Genomic DNA, 18682 nt, shown 5'->3' with positions numbered 1-18682 from the left:
AACAAAGTGTGATTTTTCATCTTGTTGCAGGGTGGTTCGGGCCGAGATTTAGATAAATCTTCCATGCTGCCCCATTTGTCAGGTCTCACGCGGGCAGCGCTTGAGTTTTCCTCGAGACACCGACCTAATTAGTGGCCACCCATCTGTCCTGAGAACAAGGTGCGCGATGGGCCGATTTCTGAGGGGCTGGATGTGTTCTCAAGATTACCCATTACGTTCAAAAAGCTCCCAAATATTTAGTCTATTCTCAAAAATTCCCGTTTCAAAAACTCAAGCCGAACGCAGTTTTTTTACCTCGACATCCCTCAGATGAATTTCCAATTCGTCCGCCAGAGCGTCACGAGCCGATAAGGCACTTTTTCGTCTCGGAACGAATTTTAGACGTGGAAAATGCGTTTACAGTCAAAAATTTCAACGAGCATTCCAAAATCCCTCAATATTTAACAATATTGATCTCACAGGCTGCGCAATTTTTCTGTCTCTGTCAGTCACCAGAACCGCAGTGCCTTTTTAGGATCAGTGCGACAAAGGCTCTCGTCGAGAGTCGCAATTCTTACTTTATGGAGATTTAGCTCATCACGTAGCTGTACAATTTCCCTTAATGGTCTGGAGGGTCCATGGGAATAAATAAGTAATACTTCATGAAACTCATTGCTAAGCAACGATGCTAACCCCAGCGTTTCAGCCCGATTACTGCGAGTACTCTTCTGGCGCGCAACCTTTAACTCAACGGCAACTACTGGAACTCCGTCAGACCATATCTCTAAATCGCATGGAAGCGGCGCTTGCTTGTTCCGAGATTTCGCAACTGCATTCGGCCAATCAAAAAGGCGGGGCAAGTTCTTAGAAATGTATTCCTCAGCCAGCCGTGTAAAATTGTGGGCCCGCTGCCATCTTTCATGTCCAACTGTGCCCTGAACACCCTCGGCTTTCTTAACTGCTTCCAAAGCCTGCTTTAATTCGTTGCGACCTATTTCTGACGCGAATACTCTCGGAGAATAGATAGCTGCTGCGTTTGCGCTTAAAGAATGGATTTGTTTTAGCAACAGTACATTGGTCATCGAAATCTCGCGACTTTTCCGAGGGTATTCGTCCGGAGCATAGTCAGCAATCCACTTCTCAGCACTAAGAGGATTCTGTAGACTTGCTGGGCTTTTCCCCTGCAACGCCGCAACTTTACTCAGAACCTCACCTTTGTTGCCGACACCAAAGTCTTCATATGACAACATTGCAGCGCGAAGCTTCTTCGCGAATGCTATCCAGTTTTTCTCTTCAGCAATTTCTTCAAGCTTTTGGATGATTTTCATCCTCCACAAATGCCTCGTTCTGGTTCAAAAATTTGCGTCGAGGGCCCAGAGTAAATATCCTTGTTTGCGTACTGCGCGCGCCTACTCAGGTAGGCTCAGGACCCATTGATCTGCTTGAGGCTACGTCGGCAGCGTGATTCAAGCTCCCAAACTGACGGGGGTGATGATGAGCAACCTTTTCTGGCTAACGGACGCGCAGATGGACCGGCTTCGGCCGTTTTTTCCCAAGAGCCATGGCAAGCCGCGGGTGGATGACCGGCGTGTTCTGAGTGGGATAATATTCATCAATCGCAATGGCTTGCGCTGGTGCGACGCGCCCGCGGAATACGGCCCGGCCAAAACGCTCTATAACCGCTGGAAACGATGGAGCGACAAGGGCATTTTCGCGAGGATGATGCACGGCCTTGCGTCGGAGGCAGCGGTTCCAAAGACGGTGATGATCGACGCGACCTATCTGAAGGCGCACCGCACGGCGAGCAGTCTGCGGTCGAAAAAGGGGGGCCCGACGACCAGCGGGGGCGCGCGATCGGCCGAACCAAAGGCGGCATGAACACCAAGCTGCATGCCGTCACCGATGCCGAGGGACGACCGATCCGGTTTTTCATGACCGCGGGCCAGGTCAGCGACTACACCGGCGCTGCGGCCCTTCTTGGCAGCCTGCCATCGGCACAATGGCTTCTGGCCGACCGGGGCTATGACGCCGACTGGTTCAGGGAAGCGTTGAAAGACAAGGAGATAAAGCCCTGCATCCCTGGCCGGAAGTCCCGCGCCAAGCCCGTCAAATACGACAAGCGCCGCTACAAACGCCGCAACAGGATCGAGATCATGTTCGGGCGCCTGAAGGACTGGCGCAGGATTGCCACACGCTACGACCGATGCCCGAAAGTCTTCCTCTCCGCCATCGCCCTCGCCGCAACCGTCATGTTCTGGCTATGAAACGAGAACGAGTCCTGACCCTAAGTCCTGGTTAAGCTATCACTTCGTTTCCAACAATGCATTCTTCATCTCGTGCTCTGTCAGAACCAACACACTCCTTGATCATCGCAGCAAGAACAACTTCAACATCTTCCGTTCGAAAACGCGTGGATTTAATGCTGTCTGGTTTCAGCGTAAGGAATCTTCTCGTGTGAGTATCTTTGTGCTGCAGGGGGCCCCGATGAACTTTCGCCTTTTTCTTGTAGTTCGTCCAGACCATTTGCGGCGCAAAATGTAGCGCCTTTCGCATTTTTCCCTGAACTAAAAACGACACCGCCTTCTTATGTTTTTTCCGTTTGCAGTTTGTTCCGTCCCAAATTAATCATGCATATTTTCTCGCACCACTGCAGGGAGGCGCATAATGTTGCGCGTCACGCTACGATCCTTAAGTTTCCAAACCACGCTATTAAAATACAGGAAAGCCCGCCTGCGCCGCGCCCTCTGGACGGCTGGCCAGGTTGCCATTCTACAGCGCGCCAACAGCTTCCGAGATACGTTTGAACGCTACATCGCCAAAGACCGCCGCAACACCCATTGCGCCGAAGGCATATACCGCAATCGCCGCCACCGTCCCGTGGTTTGCAGGCAAACTGAATCACCCCGAGTTTGTCGAAGACCATCAACTTAAGTAAGGATGATGGTTATAACAAAAAGAAAAATGGCAAATCGCTACTCATCTGAGGTCCGCGCACGTGCGGTCCGGATGGTGTTTTAACATTAAGGTTCATATGAAACGCAGGAGGGCGCAATTGCGGCAATTGCACCCAAGATCAGCTGTATTCCCCAGACACTAAACGGATGGGTTAAGCAGGCCGAGAAGGACAGCGGCATGCGTGATGGCGTGACCACCGAGGAACGCGATCGGATCAAGGCGTTGGAACGCGAGAACCGTGAACTGCGCCAGGCGAACGAGATATTGCGCAAGGAATCAGCTTATTTTGGGCAGGCGGAACTCGACCGCCCACTTAAGCGATGATCAGCTTCATCGACGATCTTCGAATACATCAATGATGCCCGGCATAAATGCCGTGCCGTGCAGCTGTGCCAGCTTCGCACAGGAACTGCTCAATTCATAAGACAAGAGGGGTGCTGCGCGGCGTCACTGACGTGATAGCGCCGCACCAGCTTGTGCCTGCGGTCCACATTCACATGGTTCTTGTAGCCGTAGTGGCTCTTGCCGTGCTTCTTCGTCCAGCGGGCATCGGTATCCTTCTGCGACCGCTTGGCGGGCTTGTCGGCCCAGTCTTCGGGCACCTTGCCGGTCTTGATCGTCTTGTTTTCCTCGCGCGTGTTGTGGTTGCGCGGCACCGGAACAATGGACGCATCCAGGATCTGCCCGCCGCGCGCGATATAGCCTTGGCGCGACAGACACCCGTCATACTGCTTGAACAGCGCTTCCACCATACCCGCCTGCGCCAGCGCCTCGCGATAGAGCCACACCGTCTTTGCGTCGGGAACGCGATCCTCCAGCCCGAGACCCAGGAACCTCATGAACGACAGACGATCGCGCACCTGAAACTCGATCTGGTCGTCGGACAGGTTGTAAAGCGCGCTCAGCACCAGCGTCTTGAACATCAGCCCGGCGTCCATCGTCTTGCGCCCGGCGCGTGACTTGCGCTCCGCCTCCGGCTTGCGCCAGACCCGCTCAAGGGTCGGGCGGAACTCTTCCCACGGCACGACGGTATCGATCTCGACCAGCGGGTCTCTCTTGGCATCGAGGCTCGCATAGCCGTCTGAAAGATCAAAGAAACCCATCTGTGCCATCGTCTTACCCGCTTGCCAGTCCGCTGCTCAGATCATACCGCAGCGCCGGGTTCAGGGCAATTTTTAGAGGTGCCCGGTAGTTTCTCAGCCCACAGACACATAAGCTTGTGCTGAACCTTAAAAACAGGGAACGAATCGATTAGTCGAGAGTTATGCTCCCAAGATGTTCTTCGAGGTATTGGTGGAGCATATCCGCTGCGCCCGGCGCATGGATGTGAAGGCCAACTTCGTCCAGCGGCTTTAATGGGTCGGCCTGCTTTGAGCCTAAGTTCATGCTGGTCACAACGATGTCATCACTATCCCACAAGAAAAATTTTCCGTGTAAAGTGGGATTGCTGATTGGCACCGCGTAAACCCCGCCATCCAAGGCTTCAGCCTCACGGATGTGGCGTTTTCGGATTGGTTTGGAGGGGACACCGTAAAGGATTCGGCGGTCCAGCACACGGCCTTCGGCCTCGCGTAATGGGTCAAACAGAGCTGGCTCCATCGGCGCGCCGAGCCGGTTGGTGCCACAAATAATGCGTTTCCCAGCCTCACGCGTGGCGGTTCGCAGGACATGAAGATGCTCATGGGCGCGCAGAACCCGCAGGGTCGCGCCTACCTCGTTTGCGTTGCCGGTTCCGCAAGCGAAAGTGCTTGAACGCAACCGACCGACCTCAGCGGCCAACCGCTGGAGGACGTCCACAGCCCTCGCTGCGCCGGGCTGCGAGGAAACAGTTTCGGCCAACAGTGAAATGCCGCGAGCGGCTGCAACGCCTTCGCGAAGCTCGAGCGAAAGCTCAAAAGAGTAGAAGGGAGTTTGTAACCAGTTGCACGAACCGATCACGACTGCCGCGCCACCGTATCCGTCATCGGCCGCAAGAAATTTTGCATGGGTGTCACGCGTTTTGAGGTGGACGCTCACACAGGCTGGGCGATAAGCGTGTTTCAGTAGGCGCAGATGCAGCTCATTGAGCGCTTCGGCGTGCTTATGCTCATCGGCCGGGGCGCCATGAAAGAGGTGGCAGTTCACGCCACGCGACACCGCGCGTTCGAGCGCCTGGCATAGGCGCTCCTTATTTGTTCGGCCTATCTGGTCGTCCTGCAGAGCAACGAACGTTGAGAGTACAATGACGTCCGAGCGAGCTGCGTCGACGATAGAGATAAATCGGTCGAGATGCGGGCCGCCCCCCGCCACGATCTGTTCGGGTCGGAACGTTGTCTCGACGCGAGAGTCATCAGCGACATTACGATTTTGGGGGCGCGATTTCTTACGAGGTGTCCGGCCCTCAACGGCATCCCGCATGACCCCCTTAAACGCGTCAGTTGCATCTGGAGGAAACACCCCGTCGCGGATATCGTTGAAAGGAAAAACCATCATGCCCATGGCCACCCGAGATGTGTCCGCGTCAGTAGAATTGACTGTCTCGCCGACACGCAGGCGCCCTTCAGCGAAACGACGAGCATAGGCTTCGAATGTCGAGTGGATGCTCATCGCCGGACCTTCGTGCGGGACTCTGAGTGAAATGTCGCCATCCTGCTTCTTATAAAAGCGATGGAATTTAGAGTCTCTGAGGGGCAGGACACTACGCGCGAATGGTTCGTAGACCGCGCTGATACCTACCCTGCGCATCTCCAAGCGCTCGGGCAGTGGCATGCCCTCATAGACGAATGCCTTCCCCGGTTCGGTCACTGCGAGCGCTGGCGAAGGCCTGAGACGCAATTCGAGGAGACCATGCTGCATCAATCGCGTGACTGCGGACTTTGTAACCTGGACCGAAATCTCCAAATCAAATGCGACATCCACGCTTGAACCTGGCTTCTTGAGGAAAGCCAAGAGGATCGCCTCTTCGACAGGACTCCAGCCCCAGACGCGTTCGACGATCACCGCCGCGGTGTAATGCCATGCCGGTAAAAGCAGATGGTTCACGCAAATTCTCCGCTTAGAGCCATTGTGACCTTTGTCGCAGCCATGCGTCCGTCAGAAAGCGTTACTACGCTGCTATGCTCAAATTCTTCCAATAGGTCTCGAAATACGCGAAGCTCTGTGCCACCTAAACGGTCGGGATCAGTGCCATCGACGGCGTGGCGGAGAAAACGCGCGCTCGTCGCAAGGACCAGCTTGTGACGAGCCCGGCTTAGTAGCACGTTGAGACGCTGTCGGTTCCGTAGAAATCCTACAGCGCCATGCCCCACCTGCTGGTTGTTGCGCACGAGGCTGACGATCACGAGATCAGCTTCACCGCCTTGGAAACCATCCACGGTATGCGCAAAGACCCCGTCACCCTTGGCGCTCTCGAAACCATGAAGGGTGCGCCTGCCGTCCTCAATTGGCTTGATAATTGGGGCAAAACAGCGCGCCAACATTTCAACCTGCCCCTTGTACGGGGATAGCACCGCGAGAGTCGCATTCGCGCCGACCCGAGGGCGCATCTCCTGCAACGACGCAATTACTGCGGCAATTTCAGCCTCGTTTACCCATGACGTGCCTTTACGCTTTTCGATGACTTCTTGGCTCGACCGACTAAGAGCGGGAAGGTCGAGCATCACAAGTGGCGATCCGAGATCCGGTCGTCCGACAAAGACAGGGTCCTGGCGAACTGTAACTTGATCCGACGAAACGAGGGCACCACCGTAAAACATGTTTGAGACGAGGTTACAGATTACCGGATGCATGCGTCTTTGTTCGCGCAACAGGGTCACGGGCCCACCTGATGCCTCTCCCTGTGGTCGAGACGTCGCCTCCTCTCGTTCGGCAATGGTCTGAAAAGGTGTCTCGAGCCTCGCGGCCGTTCCAAGAACATCCCCTCGCAACCAGTCGTCGTCTCGAATTGTCTGAATAGCTTCGCTGATCTCTTGAGGCAATTCTGGCAAAACTTCCAGACGCTCTACCGCGTCTCGCAAAAGACAGCTTGCGGCCTCCTCTCCGTAGAGTTTCTCGCGCATTTGCGCCTCGAAGGGCGGCAATTGATGATGGTCTCCCACCAAAACCCGCCGGTTCCCCAAAAGAAGTGGACCGATAAGTTCTCCACCGCTTGCCCGCGCGGCCTCTTCAACGATCACCCAATCAAACTGTTCACCATCAGATACCAAGGCTTCGATCCGGTGGGAATTCGTAGTAGCGAGCGTTACGTCTGCGGCGCGCATGACGAGATGGTCGGTGTCGCGCAGAATCGCAGCCGCGTCACGCTGCTGTCTCTCGTTGCCGCCGCGGCCATTTAATGCGTTGGCGATTCGGCCACGCTGCGAGCCATTCAGGCCCGAGGCATCACCCTCTGCAATGGACCAAAGAAACCGACGGGCATCCGCACGCAAGGCGGTGTCGGAGACCTCCACGTCAGCGCGTTCGGTGCGTACAACAATACGTTTGGCTGCAGCGAGTCTGTTCTTTAACGAACTCTCCATTAAGGCCAGTGCCTCGTGATTCTGGGCCGACACAAGGATGCGGGCGTCCGGTGTCGCGTCGAGAATACTCGCAATAAGCTCAGCAACGAAGAACGACTTGCCTACCCCGGGCGGCCCTACCACAAGATTCAGAGCCGCGCCCCTCCTGATGGCGTTCCAGGCGGCGTGTTTTGAGGTGTCCAGTTTCACTGGTGGCGAGCCGGGAGAGGCGATTTCTGCAATCAAGGAGTCGGCCCGCACCCTCCGCGGATCGTCCAGCGCACGTAATAGATCGTTCTGATCTCGCGCAGCCACCACAGAAGCAAGTCGGCGACTAACAACTTGAAGTAAGCCTTTATCGGGCTTCGGCCGTAGATAGCGAGGCGTGAAGCCATTGATTGGTCGGTCCGTTGAGAAGTGATAGGCTTGCTCTCCATCACGCTTCGTGACCCCGTCAAAATCGAGGGTCGGGGCGCCAGCCGGCCCGGATCCAATTCCGTCGAACTCCGAAAGTGTCCATTCGACGCTGCTGTCGTAGAACGCCATTTCCCGAGTTAGCTCAGCCGCCGCAGGTTGCAATCCCAGTTCGGCCCTCGCCGCGTCTATTTTCGAATCGATGCGGGACTTAATAATTAGTCCTCCCGCTCCGCCTGCTTCATGGACTGTAACAGGATAGGCCCGGAAACGTTGCGACAGAAGCGAAAAGACCTCGGAGAGCACAAGCGCGTACCATACAGTCGTCGCCGGTCCGCGCTCTGCCACGCTTTTTTCAGGCTCCTCTCCTGAGAGGTTCAACCAAGATCCAGCTCCATGACCTGCTCGGCGACATTCGGCGTCTGCCTCTCTTCGATTCAGTACAACTCGCACCTGCGGAACGAGGGTCTGCGCACCTTGGACGTGGTCGTCACTTGCGCGCGGTCGACAACCTACGATACGGGCAACACGGTCATCGGCGCGTTTTAGATCATAGCAGGCATGATCGCTAATAAGTTGAATTTCGCAGTGGCTGGGCGCTCTCCGAGCCACACGAGTCGTGCTCTTAGCGAGGTCGTCAGTTACATATTGCAGCAACTTATTGGTGTCGTCTGGTGATATCGCGCCACTTACGACTGATGGAATGTCCGAGAGGATGACACGCCGGTCAGGATACGCCAGCAGTATGCTTTCTGCGCTTGTGCCGATGCGGGCCAGCTCATCAGCGACAGCTTCAATATCTGAGATGATTGCGTTACCAACGACATGCCGATGCACCGGCGGGACGAGCATATTCCGCAGGAGCTGCTTTTCCGCATCGAGCATGATGTAATGTGTATCCGAACCGCTCGTGGAATCAGTCGAGATACCAAACAGTTCCGAGGCCAACTGGCCAAGGTCGGCCCAATCGCGTCGGAACGAGAGGGCTTCCGTGTGGCCCAAGGCTCGGACAGCAAGTCCGAGGTCCGGATCGCCAATCGCGACTGCCACTTCGCAGCTGCCGAGCCGAAACGTGGTGGGTCCACTCTCCAAAAAAATCGCGCTTCGGCCGATTGTGCCATGTACGAGCCCCGCTCCGTGACAAGCATTGAGTGCTTCTGCAATGCGTTTGATGCCCAACCAAATCTTCGCGCGGCCGGTATTCTCCAGTGCAGTGCTTTGCAGTTCGCTCCATTCCCGCGCCGACAGACAATCCAGTGGTGTTCCCGATGAGACCAGCACGACGGCAATAGCGGCATCGTCACTAACAAGCTCGACTGCTTCCACGAAGAGGTCACGCATTCGCGCAACTGCGAACACTCGCCGGAAACGACGGAGCGTTCCGGACAAAAGCGCTCGTACGTCCTCATCGACCGCTGCTCCGGTCTTGGGGTAGACTCTCAGAAGGTAGTGTTCGCCATCGTCGAAGCCGATAGCCGGAACCAGATGCGGACCTGATCTTTGCTCAACATCCTGCGCCAGCGATTGAGACATTTCATAGCGCGCAGAAATGGAGTGCTGATGCCGCAATTCTGTGGTCATTGACAGCCAAACTCCCTATATGACGGCGACTTTATCGAAGCCTTTTTTATCCGCGAGTTCAACCTACGTTGTGGACCCGAATCCACGAATATATATCGTAAGGTAGTCATTCATTTCCGCCTTCGTGTTTTGGGTCAAAGGTCAGCGAGCCGATTTAAACGTCGCGGCGTTCGATAAGAACCATTCATATCATCAGTGATGATATAATAAGGATCAAACGAAAGACGCTCGGAACGCGACGCTTGCATCAACCCCAGGGCACCTCGATATTTGACCATTTCGTGGCCGCGCAGCGCTGCTTGTAGCGAGAGGGAGGCTGTGGGCTGGCGGCTTGGGGCCCCGGGACGGTCACGGCGCGGCTCCTTTCACGCCTGGTTTTTTTTTCGGGCGCGCGGCGTGACCCGCCTGTTCGTTCGCCCGGTGTAGGGACGCGCATATTTTTTCGCGGTGCGCATATTTTTTCGCGCCGCGAGACTGCGTAAATTGAAGTAAACATTTGTTTATCAGATAGTTAAGCGATTTCGGGCGAGCGACGGTGTTTCACTCTTTGCGCTCGGGATCTATGTTTTTCAGCAACTCTGCATCTTCTCGGGCAAAACCTTGATCTGCTGAATTCAGCCATTGCCCATGAGAGGCGGTGAAAGTCCATTCAGCCGATCTGGCCCTTGTAATCTCACCTTCTTCCCAGAACATCATAAAAATCTTGTAAGTTGATGCTCGAGCTTAATCATTATTCATCAGACGACGACGGGCAGTCAGGGCGGATAGTGTGAGTTCGCTGCGCTTGCGCGGGCGGGTCACCAGTTTGGGGAAAGCGGCCCTTCACTGGTGAGCTACACCGGCTCTGATGCTGCACCATGCATCAAGGTCAGCAACGCGCAGGTGGCGACCTTTGCAAACCCTGACTGTGACGGTCGCCATTGGAGGCAAAGCCGGCCCTTTGCTGCCGTTCGCTTACCTTCCGCCATGCTGCGGTGCGGCCCGTCAGACCGGACCTTCGCTGCACGTGCGGAAATCGATGATGGGCGAACTCTCAAGTCGCGGACCAAGCCGTCCTTTGCGGACTAAGGAGCAATGGCCGCCTTTTCTGCGCTGACCTTGCAGCGAAACACGACACGGACGGAAAGTGGACCTTCGGCTTGCCGCCGTCAGTTTGTTATAACTAAAGGCGTACGGTTGGCCGCTTGCAATGCTTCGCCATTGACCAAGCCGCTCACTATTGAGTGATCACTCAAATATTAACTTGAGTGATCACTCAATCCAATCTATGTCGGGTTTATCTAAATCAGAACTTCGCTCCCGAAAGGACACACCATGGCAACCTTCCCGATCCACACCGTAGAATCCGCACCTGAGGCCGGCAAGCCGCTCTTGGAAACTTCGCTTAAAGCCAACGGTCGCATTCCGGGTCTGCACGGCACTATGGCCGCCGCCCCGCCCTTGTTGGCCGCTTATAACTTTGCCCACCAGCAGTTCATGGCGACATCCTTTACGGACGAAGAAAAAACCGTCGTCTGGCAGACAATCAACGTTGAAAGCGACTGCCACTATTGTGTTCCAGCCCACACCGGTATCGCCAAAATGATGAAAGTCGACGACGCCATCACCGAGGCACTGCGTAACGAAACGCCACTGCCGACAGCCAAACTTGAAGCGTTGCGCACGTTCACATTGGCGATGGTACGCGATCGCGGCTTTGTTGCGGATGCGGACACGCAAGCCTTTCTTGATGCAGGTTACATCGAAACGAACATCCTTGAAATCATTCTGGGTGCCGCGCAAAAGCTGATGTCGAACTACACGAACCACTTTGCGAAAACACCTGTTGACCAAATTTTCCAGAAATACGCTTGGGTAAAGACAACAGCGATCGCTGCTGAATGATCCAGTCGCCGGGGCGAGAAATCGCTCCGGCACCCTGTAAGAACAGGAATTTGATATGTTGGCACCTTCAAATCGTTTTGCGAATATCTGGCGATCCATCGTCGCACTTCCGGTTGCGATCAAACTGTGGCTGGTGGTGCTTGTCGGCACCAATATGGCAAGTTTGTTTTTCCTTGGCCAACCATCAGCCGGGCTGGTTGTGGCGTTGGTTTTTGCCGGTTTTGCACTGACGACGTTGATCGTTTTGGTCAGCGGCGGGTTCACCCGATGGGCGGGAGTTGGGCACATCATCGCGTGGGGTCCATTGGTGGCGTTGATCACATTCGCACGCCCCGAAGGGCCCGATGAGTATCAATTCTTTCTGACCCTATTGTTGGTCGTAATTACGGTGCCGCTCTTATTCGACTTTAACGATTTCCGCCTCTGGCTTGCGGGTGACCGCGCCGTACTCAACTAAGGAAGATGACATGACAGAACCACTTCGTATTGATATCGTTTCCGACGTAATGTGCCCGTGGTGCATCATCGGTTATCGCCAGTTGTCTCAGGCGCTCGACGCTGCTGGCACCAACCATGAAATCCATTGGCATCCGTTCGAATTGAATCCGCAAATGCCCCCCGAAGGACAGAACACCCGCGAACATATCATCGAAAAATACGGAAGCACGCCGGATCAGTCAGAGCAGTCCCGCCAGCAGATGAAGGCGCTTGGTGACGGCCTTGGCTTTAATTTCGCGTGGACTGAAGACTCGCGGATGCACAACACGTTCAACACCCACCAATTGCTTCACTGGGCCGAAACCCAAGGTCGTAAGCATGATCTGAAAATGGCGCTGTTTACGGCCCATTTCACCGACCAGCGTGATCTGTCTGACGACATCGTGTTGGCCGAGATCGCCGGTGAGACCGGTCTGGACCGTGACGAAGCGGCGGCTGTTCTTGACGATCAACGCTTTGCCAATGACGTGCGCAGCGCGGAACAGTTCTGGCAACAACAGGGCATTTCCGGCGTCCCAGCCGTGGTTTTTGACCGCAAACACCTTGTCACTGGGGCGCAAGGCGTGGACAATTACACGAGCATTCTGTCACAGCTTGCCGAAATGAAAGGCTAACCCATGGCCCGCGCGGCAAATTATAATCGTGACCTCGCACTTGATGCGGCCATGACCCTGTTTTGGCGCAAGGGCTACCACGCGACATCGCTTAAGGATTTGGAAACGACCCTGCACATGAAGCCGGGCAGCATTTATGCCGCGTTCGACAGCAAAGAGAACCTATATCTTTTAGCGATTGAGCGGTATTTTGAGGTGTCTCGTAAAGGCTTTCGTGCACAAATGAAAACGGCCGCAACGCCCCTTACCGGTTTGGCCGCACAGTTTCAAAACTACGCAAATCTTGCGCAGGAAGACCCATCACGTCAGGCCTGTATGCTGATGAAAACGGTTGTAGATACAGCATCCACTGATCCCGAAATTGCAGCGGCATCAAAGCAATACCTCGACCAAATGCGCGTCGAGTTCTCCGAGAGCTTCGAGGCTGCCCGTATCGCGGGCGAACTACCGCTCGACGCGGACCCGATGCGCCTCGCGCGGCGCTATCAAGCCAATATATCTGCTCTTCGAGTCGAAATGCTTCGCGGAACGCCGCGAGACGACATTTCAAAGCTCGCGGCTGATATGGCGCGGGAGACCATGCAATTAGGAACCACATCGTAAAGGTCAACGAATATTGAGGTCAGTCAAAAACTGCGCGATCGATTGTTGTCTGCTTTGGGCCGTGAGTTCTAAGGCGATTTAACCAGCCGTCCTAAATCGGACTTTCGTGCGCGGTGCAGCACCAGCGACTCTGGGCACTCTGCCGCCGTTAGATCGGATCGCAGCATTTTGCCCATCAGGTGCCTTAGGCCCAAGTAAGGACGGCCCGGAGCCGCCGTCCAACCACCATGCCGATGCTGCGCCACAGCTTCACCAGACCTGCCATTCATCCATGGTGCAGCATTTTCGGAGGACGAAGGTCGGTAGAGCGGACGAAACCGTCCTTCGCTGCGATTGCGCAGATGGCCGCTTAGGCACACGTCCTGGGACGCATCTGTCAACCACGCATCCGTTCAAATTCTGGATCGTAAGGTGATGGATCGATGACCTGTGCCACGACACGTTTCCCGCACAGATCAAGTTGCATTGTCGAACCTGTCGCTGCGACATCAGGTTTTACGAAAGCGTAAGCAAGGTTTAAACCAACCCGATGGCCGTAATCGCCGGATGTGATTGTGCCAACCACTTTATCGTCCTGCATCAATGACGCGCCCGGATGCGCCGGAGCGTGGGTTGCATCAATCTTGAGCGTGACCAACCGGCTTCGTGGCCCAGCAGCTTGACGTTTCAACAGCGCGCTCTTGCCGATGAAGTCTCCTTTGTCCAGTTTCACAAACCGCGAGAGCCCCGTCTCGAAAGGGTCAAATTCGGTGATCAGGTCCGCTTTCCAGTGCAGGAATCCTTTCTCCATCCGCATGGAGTCAACGGCGCGCGCCCCAAACAGTTTCAGGCCATGGGCCTGACCCGCGTCCCGCAGTGCGAGATAGGCGGCATAGAGCGAGGCATTGGGCACGTGTATTTCATACGCCAGTTCGCCCGAAAAGCTGACGCCCATTACGACGGCGGGGGCAAAGCCGATTGCGCATTCACGGACCGAAAGCCACGGAAATGATGTGGCAGACCAGTCGCCGCGCGCGCAATCGGACAGCACGGCGCGCGCGTTTGGACCCGCAAGGACAAGGATCGTATGATCGTTCGTCAGGCTGCGCAGGCGCACGTCCTCGTTCGGGTTAAGATGCTCGGTCAGCCAATCCATGTCGTGGTATTCCGATGCGGCCGCTGATCCATACCAGACCCGGGACGGTCCGCGGTCCGAGGCGGGTAGATTGGCAACCGTCGCCTCACCCTTGATGCATCCGTGATCGTTCAGCAGGTAGCCAAGCCCGACACGCCCGTCGCGTTTCGCGACGCTTCCGCAGATCATCCGGTCCAGGAATGCGTGACGATCCTTGCCCGTAATCTCGATCCGGTTGAACCCGTTGACCTCTGCCAGCCCCACATTCGTGGCGACATTGTTCACTTCGGCCGCCACAACATCAAAGGCTTCGTCGAAATTGAAGCTGAGCGAGGGGTGGAAATCCGGCGTCGGCTTGATGTAATCGACACGCTCCCATCCGTTCACGACTGTGAATTCAGCACCTTCGACCGCCAGAACAGGCGTCAACGGCGTTGTCTTCGCATTGCGCCCGGCGGGGCGGTGTTCGTGCGGAAAATGAAACCGGAATTCGTTTTGATAATCCTCAATCGCTTTTCGCGCCGTAAGTTCAACGGTCGCGTGCCCGGTGAACCGGCGCGGGTCGATCACCCAGGTGTCATAGCACGCGTCGCCCTGCACGATCTGCTGGGCCAGCAGCCAGCCGTGCCCACCACCTTCGCCCAGGCCCGCGCGCAGACCGATGATGCAATAGGCGTTGCGCTTGCCCGGGATCGGGCCAACCAGTGGCGCGCCATCGATGGTGTAGGTAATGGGTCCATTTACGATGCGTTTGATGCCGACCTCGGCCAAAACGGGCATCCGTTCAAACGCGCCTTCCAGCACGTCCATCACGCGGTCTAAATCGTCGGGGCAAAGATCATTCGAAAAGCTTGGGCTGATCCCGTCCATACCCCAGGTCCGACAGTCCTGTTCGTAGAACCCCACCAACAGACCGCCCTTTTCCTGTCGGGAATAGTAATCCGAAATCGGGCAGCGCAGCAGTGGTATCCGGTGTCCGGCAGCAGCGATAGCAGGGATATCTTCGGTTATGAAATACTGGTGTTCCATCGACGCGACAGGATGCTGCACGCCCATCATCGCGCCAATCTCGTTCACGCGGTAACCGCCAGCGTTGACGATAATATCGCAATCGATATCCCCGTGTTCGGTATGTACGATCCAAGTGTCATCCGCGCGCTGTGTCAGGTCGGTCACCTGGGTGTTGCGATAGATCTCTGCTCCGGCCCTGCGCGCATGAAAGGCCAAAGCCTGGCAAAGTTGGGCCGGGTCGATATCCCCGTCCTGACCGTCCCATAGCCCGCCCAGCAGGTTGTCCGTCGAAATCAACGGATGACGACGCGCGCATTCCGCAGCGTCGATGATCTCGTATTCCACGCCCATCCCACGCGCCATGGAGGCGAAGTGACGATAGCCCTGCATCTGTCCTTCGGTGTTGGCGAGGCGAATGCCACCATCGCCATGGTGATAGCCGACCGGATAGTCAGGATCGTCACGCAGCTTTTTGTAAAGCGCGATGGAGTGCGATTTAAGACCAACCATCGTCTGGGTCATGCCAAAGTTCGTGACCTGCGCCGCCGAATGCCACGTGGTGCCAGAGGTCAGCTCATCACGTTCGACCAGAACGACATCTGACCATCCCTCTTGTGTGAGGTGATACAAGGTCGAACACCCGGCGATGCCGCCGCCGATGATCACGACTTTGGTTCTGGATTTCAAGGTACGTCTCCCGGTTTTCGATCAGCCCAACTCTGTCAAAGGCATGCGTATATGACTGATAGCTTTACGCGAGATCCTGTTTCAAAACATCAGGTTTCTTTATAAATTTGTCACTTCGCGCGATGCGCTACACTTTGGCTGCATTGAAATATGACAGAATGACACACACGGCAGAAGCGACGCTTGTGAGGTCGTCTGCTATCACAGCTGCCTCAGATCCTGTGGATGACGAAGACTGATCCAGATGGAAAACATTCTGCGCTTGTTTATCGAGAAGTAGATAAATCACTTTTGCAGTGGTCCTGAGGATCCGTGAAAGCTGACATCGGTGTTGCGCCGCAGCACTGGTCAAGTTGGGCTCTTTTGAAACGTTCGCTGCGCCGCACGGGCTCTCCAAAACGACCGTTTGCGGAACACTGCGCAAGGCTTGCTATGCGGACTTAACGGACTTTCGCAGCTGTTGCACCAATGACGGCTTTCGGTCGCGGCTACGTGTTGTCTGTACCCGTTAGGAACCGAACCAGTGCACTTACACCATTTTGGCCAGTTCGTTTTTTGCTCTGCACTAAAAAATATCCTTTGCCCGTTTTGTGCCGCTCTCCCCCAAGTGGTAAAAGCGCGTTTGACGCGATTTCTTCGCGCAGCAAAGTGCAGCTGGCCAAAGCAATACCCTCGCCCGCAATCGCCCGCCCAATGGACTGACCATAGGTTTGGCATACAACCCGTGGCAGCAGCATCAGCGGGGATGACGTATGACGTCTCGCCCAAACATCCCAGTTGATCCAGTCAGGTGCATGTCGTTCATATTCAAGTAGCGGCATGCTCTGGGGATTCTCGCGGTATCGTTGAACGCCGCTGGGCGACGAAACGGGGGCCAGCTCCTCATCCATCAACTTATGCCCCGTCCAACCCTCGGGCGGCCCATTGGCGTAGATAATGGCAAGATCGTTGTCGGCAGCCAACAGTTGTGAAGGATCATCTGTGACCACGGTTTCAACCGGACAAGAGGCCTGACTGAAGGTAAACGCTCTAAGCCGTGGAAATAACCAGAACATAGAGACCGCATTATTGGCAGCTATCCGAACGGAGGGGTGCGCTGGGGATCTAAGACCGTCAAGCGACGTCCGCAAATAGTCGAGGGCCATGGTAACGGGTTCGGCAAGCGCTTCACCAACCAAAGTGGGTTTCAGGCTCCGCGTGCTGCGCTCGAATAGCGGCGTGCCTAACCAGTCTTCAAGCTGTCGGATGCGTTTGCTGACAGCAGCTTGCGAGACATAGAGTTCGGTTGACGCTGCGGTGAAGCCACCCTTGCGCATCACGGCTTCGAAAAAGATCAGCGTATCAAGCGGCGGCAGCTGTTTTCTAAGTTTACTCATAACCGATGGTTATGCTGGAGCCTGAGATTTTCAAGCGTTCATTGTGTGGCCTCACTGCGATAATTGTCTACCAGGCTGAAATGCATCCACAGGAGAGCAACCGAATGGCAACTTTCGATTGGCACGCAGAACGCAGTGATTTGGCAGGTATCGCTCTTCTTGACCGCGCACCTGAAAGCGAAGGCATCGATTTGAAAGCCGTTCGCATGTACCGCCTCAATCGTGTGCGTCAAGAAATGAAGCGCTACAATGTGGATGCCGTGATCTTGTCTGATCCGATTAACATTCGATACGCGACTGGTGCGCGCAACATGCAGGTGTTTTGCCAACGCAATGCCCCGTCGCGGTATCTATTACTGACGGCTGAAAAATCCATCTTGTTTGAATTCACAGGTTGCCTGCACCTTGGTGAAGGTTATGAGACCATCGATGAGGTTCGCCCCTCATCAACCGCCAGCTTCGTCGCCGCAGGCCCTGACATTGCGGTACGGGAAACAGCATGGGCCGTTGAGATGAGCGCCCTTATCAGCGAGTTGGTTGGGGCTGGTGCCACGGTTGGACTTGAACGCTTGAATGCAGGAACTGCCATCGCGTTAAAGGAATGCGGTCTCAACATCGTTGACGCGCAGCAACCTGTCGAGATGGCGCGCTGTGTCAAATCAAGCGAAGAAATGAAATGCATCAACGCGTCATTGCGGGCCACGGAAAACGGCGTTGCCAAGCTGCGCGAGGCAATCCGCCCTGGTATGACCGAAAATGAGCTTTGGTCGGTGCTGCACCAATCCGTGATCGCGGAAAACGCAGATTATTGTGAGACACGCCTTTTGAATGCTGGTGAACGGTCTAACCCATGGTTTCAAGAAACATCAAGCAAGGTGATCGGCGAGAATGAATTGATCGCATTGGACACCGATGTTGTCGGTTGCCACGGCTACTATTCCGACTTTTCGCGCACGTTCCATTCCGGTCCGGGCAAGCCGACAGATGCTCAACGAGAGCTCTATAAAGTTGCACACGAGCAGGTGCTTAGCAACATGGGTATCATTCATGCGGGCATGAGCTTTCGCGACTACGCTGAGCGCGCGTGGAACATTCCGCAAAAGTTCTACCAAAACCGTTACTACCTCTCTGCGCACGGCTGCGGCATGACAGGCGAATATCCATATCTTTACCACAAAGGTGATTTTCCCGATGCAGGCTATGATGGCGAAATCGTCGCTGGCATGACACTCTGCGTGGAAAGCTACATCGGCGAGGCTGGCGGCAAGGAAGGCGTGAAGCTGGAGGAGCAAGTCTTGGTGACGGACACGGGCATTGAACTGCTGTCGCGCTTCCCGTTTGAGGACGACCTTCTAAAGTGACACTCGCGTTCTCTGACTTGAAATAGCAGACATTCGCTGCCGTGTAGAAAAACGGCAATGTGGGCTCTCTGCTGACCTCGGATGCGCCGCAGCATTTCATGATATGATGCTCCGACAACGTCGGGTTGTC

Annotated in this window: 12 protein-coding genes, 3 pseudogenes and 1 other annotated feature; of the genes and pseudogenes, 8 read left to right on the top strand and 7 right to left on the bottom strand. The window is 55.4% G+C overall.

What is annotated here, in order from left to right:
- Nucleotides 1-488 precede the first annotated feature (488 nt).
- Nucleotides 489-1307 carry a hypothetical protein gene (locus ACW9UO_RS00610; protein ID WP_457087100.1) on the bottom strand — a complete coding sequence of 273 codons (819 nt, stop codon included), beginning with the start codon at nucleotides 1305-1307 and terminating at the stop codon, nucleotides 489-491.
- Nucleotides 1308-1473: 166 nt separating this feature from the next.
- On the opposite strand from ACW9UO_RS00610, the gene ACW9UO_RS00605 reads away from it, so the two are divergent.
- The 3 genes and pseudogenes from ACW9UO_RS00605 to ACW9UO_RS00595 form a co-directional block, all read left to right on the top strand.
- A protein-coding gene (locus ACW9UO_RS00605) for an IS5 family transposase (RefSeq protein WP_457088577.1) occupies nucleotides 1474-2243 on the top strand; the annotation gives its coding sequence in 2 pieces (ribosomal slippage) (nucleotides 1474-1810 and nucleotides 1810-2243; 771 coding nt in all).
- A gap of 433 nt (nucleotides 2244-2676) precedes the next feature.
- Nucleotides 2677-2848: pseudogene (locus ACW9UO_RS00600) on the top strand (IS110 family transposase); the annotation flags it as partial.
- A 137-nt stretch (nucleotides 2849-2985) separates the two neighbouring features.
- Nucleotides 2986-3248, top strand: a pseudogene (locus ACW9UO_RS00595) (transposase); the annotation flags it as partial.
- Nucleotides 3213-3317: a sequence feature (AL1L pseudoknot), on the top strand. Its footprint overlaps the pseudogene before it by 36 nt.
- A gap of 45 nt (nucleotides 3318-3362) precedes the next feature.
- Here the strand turns inward: ACW9UO_RS00595 and ACW9UO_RS00590 are convergent.
- The 4 genes and pseudogenes from ACW9UO_RS00590 to ACW9UO_RS00575 all read right to left on the bottom strand — a co-directional run.
- Nucleotides 3363-4046, bottom strand: a pseudogene (locus ACW9UO_RS00590) (IS5 family transposase); the annotation flags it as partial.
- A 139-nt stretch (nucleotides 4047-4185) separates the two neighbouring features.
- On the bottom strand, nucleotides 4186-5955 hold the full coding sequence (locus ACW9UO_RS00585; protein ID WP_457087099.1) for a phospholipase D-like domain-containing protein: 1770 nt from the start codon (nucleotides 5953-5955) through the stop codon (nucleotides 4186-4188).
- Nucleotides 5952-9404, bottom strand: a complete 3453-nt coding sequence (locus tag ACW9UO_RS00580; protein WP_457087098.1) for a DEAD/DEAH box helicase — start codon at nucleotides 9402-9404, stop codon at nucleotides 5952-5954. Before ACW9UO_RS00580 ends, ACW9UO_RS00585 begins: the two co-directional genes overlap by 4 nt.
- 540 nt (nucleotides 9405-9944) lie before the next feature.
- On the bottom strand, nucleotides 9945-10100 hold the full coding sequence (locus ACW9UO_RS00575; RefSeq protein WP_457087097.1) for a hypothetical protein: 156 nt from the start codon (nucleotides 10098-10100) through the stop codon (nucleotides 9945-9947).
- A 618-nt stretch (nucleotides 10101-10718) separates the two neighbouring features.
- On the opposite strand from ACW9UO_RS00575, the gene ACW9UO_RS00570 reads away from it, so the two are divergent.
- From ACW9UO_RS00570 to ACW9UO_RS00555, 4 genes are read left to right on the top strand one after another with little or no spacing between them, the layout of a single operon-like run.
- Complete coding sequence (locus ACW9UO_RS00570; protein WP_457087096.1) at nucleotides 10719-11288, top strand: carboxymuconolactone decarboxylase family protein; 570 nt, start codon at nucleotides 10719-10721, stop codon at nucleotides 11286-11288.
- Between the two features lie 55 nt (nucleotides 11289-11343).
- Entirely contained in the window at nucleotides 11344-11745 is a 402-nt protein-coding gene (locus ACW9UO_RS00565; RefSeq protein WP_457087095.1) for a hypothetical protein, read from the top strand.
- Between the two features lie 10 nt (nucleotides 11746-11755).
- Complete coding sequence (locus tag ACW9UO_RS00560; RefSeq protein ID WP_457088576.1) at nucleotides 11756-12400, top strand: DsbA family oxidoreductase; 645 nt, start codon at nucleotides 11756-11758, stop codon at nucleotides 12398-12400.
- A gap of 3 nt (nucleotides 12401-12403) precedes the next feature.
- Nucleotides 12404-13003, top strand: a complete 600-nt coding sequence (locus ACW9UO_RS00555) for a TetR/AcrR family transcriptional regulator (RefSeq protein WP_457087094.1) — start codon at nucleotides 12404-12406, stop codon at nucleotides 13001-13003.
- A gap of 376 nt (nucleotides 13004-13379) precedes the next feature.
- Here ACW9UO_RS00555 and ACW9UO_RS00550 read toward each other — a convergent pair whose 3' ends face one another.
- Nucleotides 13380-15815: a GcvT family protein gene (locus ACW9UO_RS00550; protein ID WP_457087093.1), complete on the bottom strand. Its 2436-nt coding sequence runs from the start codon at nucleotides 15813-15815 to the stop codon at nucleotides 13380-13382.
- A 488-nt stretch (nucleotides 15816-16303) separates the two neighbouring features.
- Nucleotides 16304-17191, bottom strand: a complete 888-nt coding sequence (locus tag ACW9UO_RS00545; RefSeq protein ID WP_457087092.1) for a LysR family transcriptional regulator — start codon at nucleotides 17189-17191, stop codon at nucleotides 16304-16306.
- Nucleotides 17192-17295: 104 nt separating this feature from the next.
- On the opposite strand from ACW9UO_RS00545, the gene ACW9UO_RS00540 reads away from it, so the two are divergent.
- Nucleotides 17296-18552, top strand: coding sequence for a M24 family metallopeptidase (locus ACW9UO_RS00540; protein ID WP_457087091.1), 1257 nt, complete (start codon nucleotides 17296-17298; stop codon nucleotides 18550-18552).
- Nucleotides 18553-18682 lie beyond the last annotated feature (130 nt).

The organism is Marinovum sedimenti (genome assembly GCF_054052205.1).
This window is presented reverse-complemented; position numbering and strand designations above follow the sequence as displayed.

What these genes read in the sequence shown, in the direction of transcription:
- ACW9UO_RS00610 (WP_457087100.1), bottom strand. Translation starts at nt 1,307, where the DNA reads ATGAAAATCATCCAAAAGCTTGAAGAAATTGCTGAAGAGAAAAACTGG.
- ACW9UO_RS00580 (WP_457087098.1), bottom strand. Translation starts at nt 9,404, where the DNA reads ATGACCACAGAATTGCGGCATCAGCACTCCATTTCTGCGCGCTATGAA.
- ACW9UO_RS00575 (WP_457087097.1), bottom strand. Translation starts at nt 10,100, where the DNA reads ATGATGTTCTGGGAAGAAGGTGAGATTACAAGGGCCAGATCGGCTGAA.
- ACW9UO_RS00570 (WP_457087096.1), top strand. Translation starts at nt 10,719, where the DNA reads ATGGCAACCTTCCCGATCCACACCGTAGAATCCGCACCTGAGGCCGGC.
- ACW9UO_RS00565 (WP_457087095.1), top strand. Translation starts at nt 11,344, where the DNA reads ATGTTGGCACCTTCAAATCGTTTTGCGAATATCTGGCGATCCATCGTC.
- ACW9UO_RS00560 (WP_457088576.1), top strand. Translation starts at nt 11,756, where the DNA reads ATGACAGAACCACTTCGTATTGATATCGTTTCCGACGTAATGTGCCCG.
- ACW9UO_RS00555 (WP_457087094.1), top strand. Translation starts at nt 12,404, where the DNA reads ATGGCCCGCGCGGCAAATTATAATCGTGACCTCGCACTTGATGCGGCC.
- ACW9UO_RS00545 (WP_457087092.1), bottom strand. Translation starts at nt 17,191, where the DNA reads ATGAGTAAACTTAGAAAACAGCTGCCGCCGCTTGATACGCTGATCTTT.
- ACW9UO_RS00540 (WP_457087091.1), top strand. Translation starts at nt 17,296, where the DNA reads ATGGCAACTTTCGATTGGCACGCAGAACGCAGTGATTTGGCAGGTATC.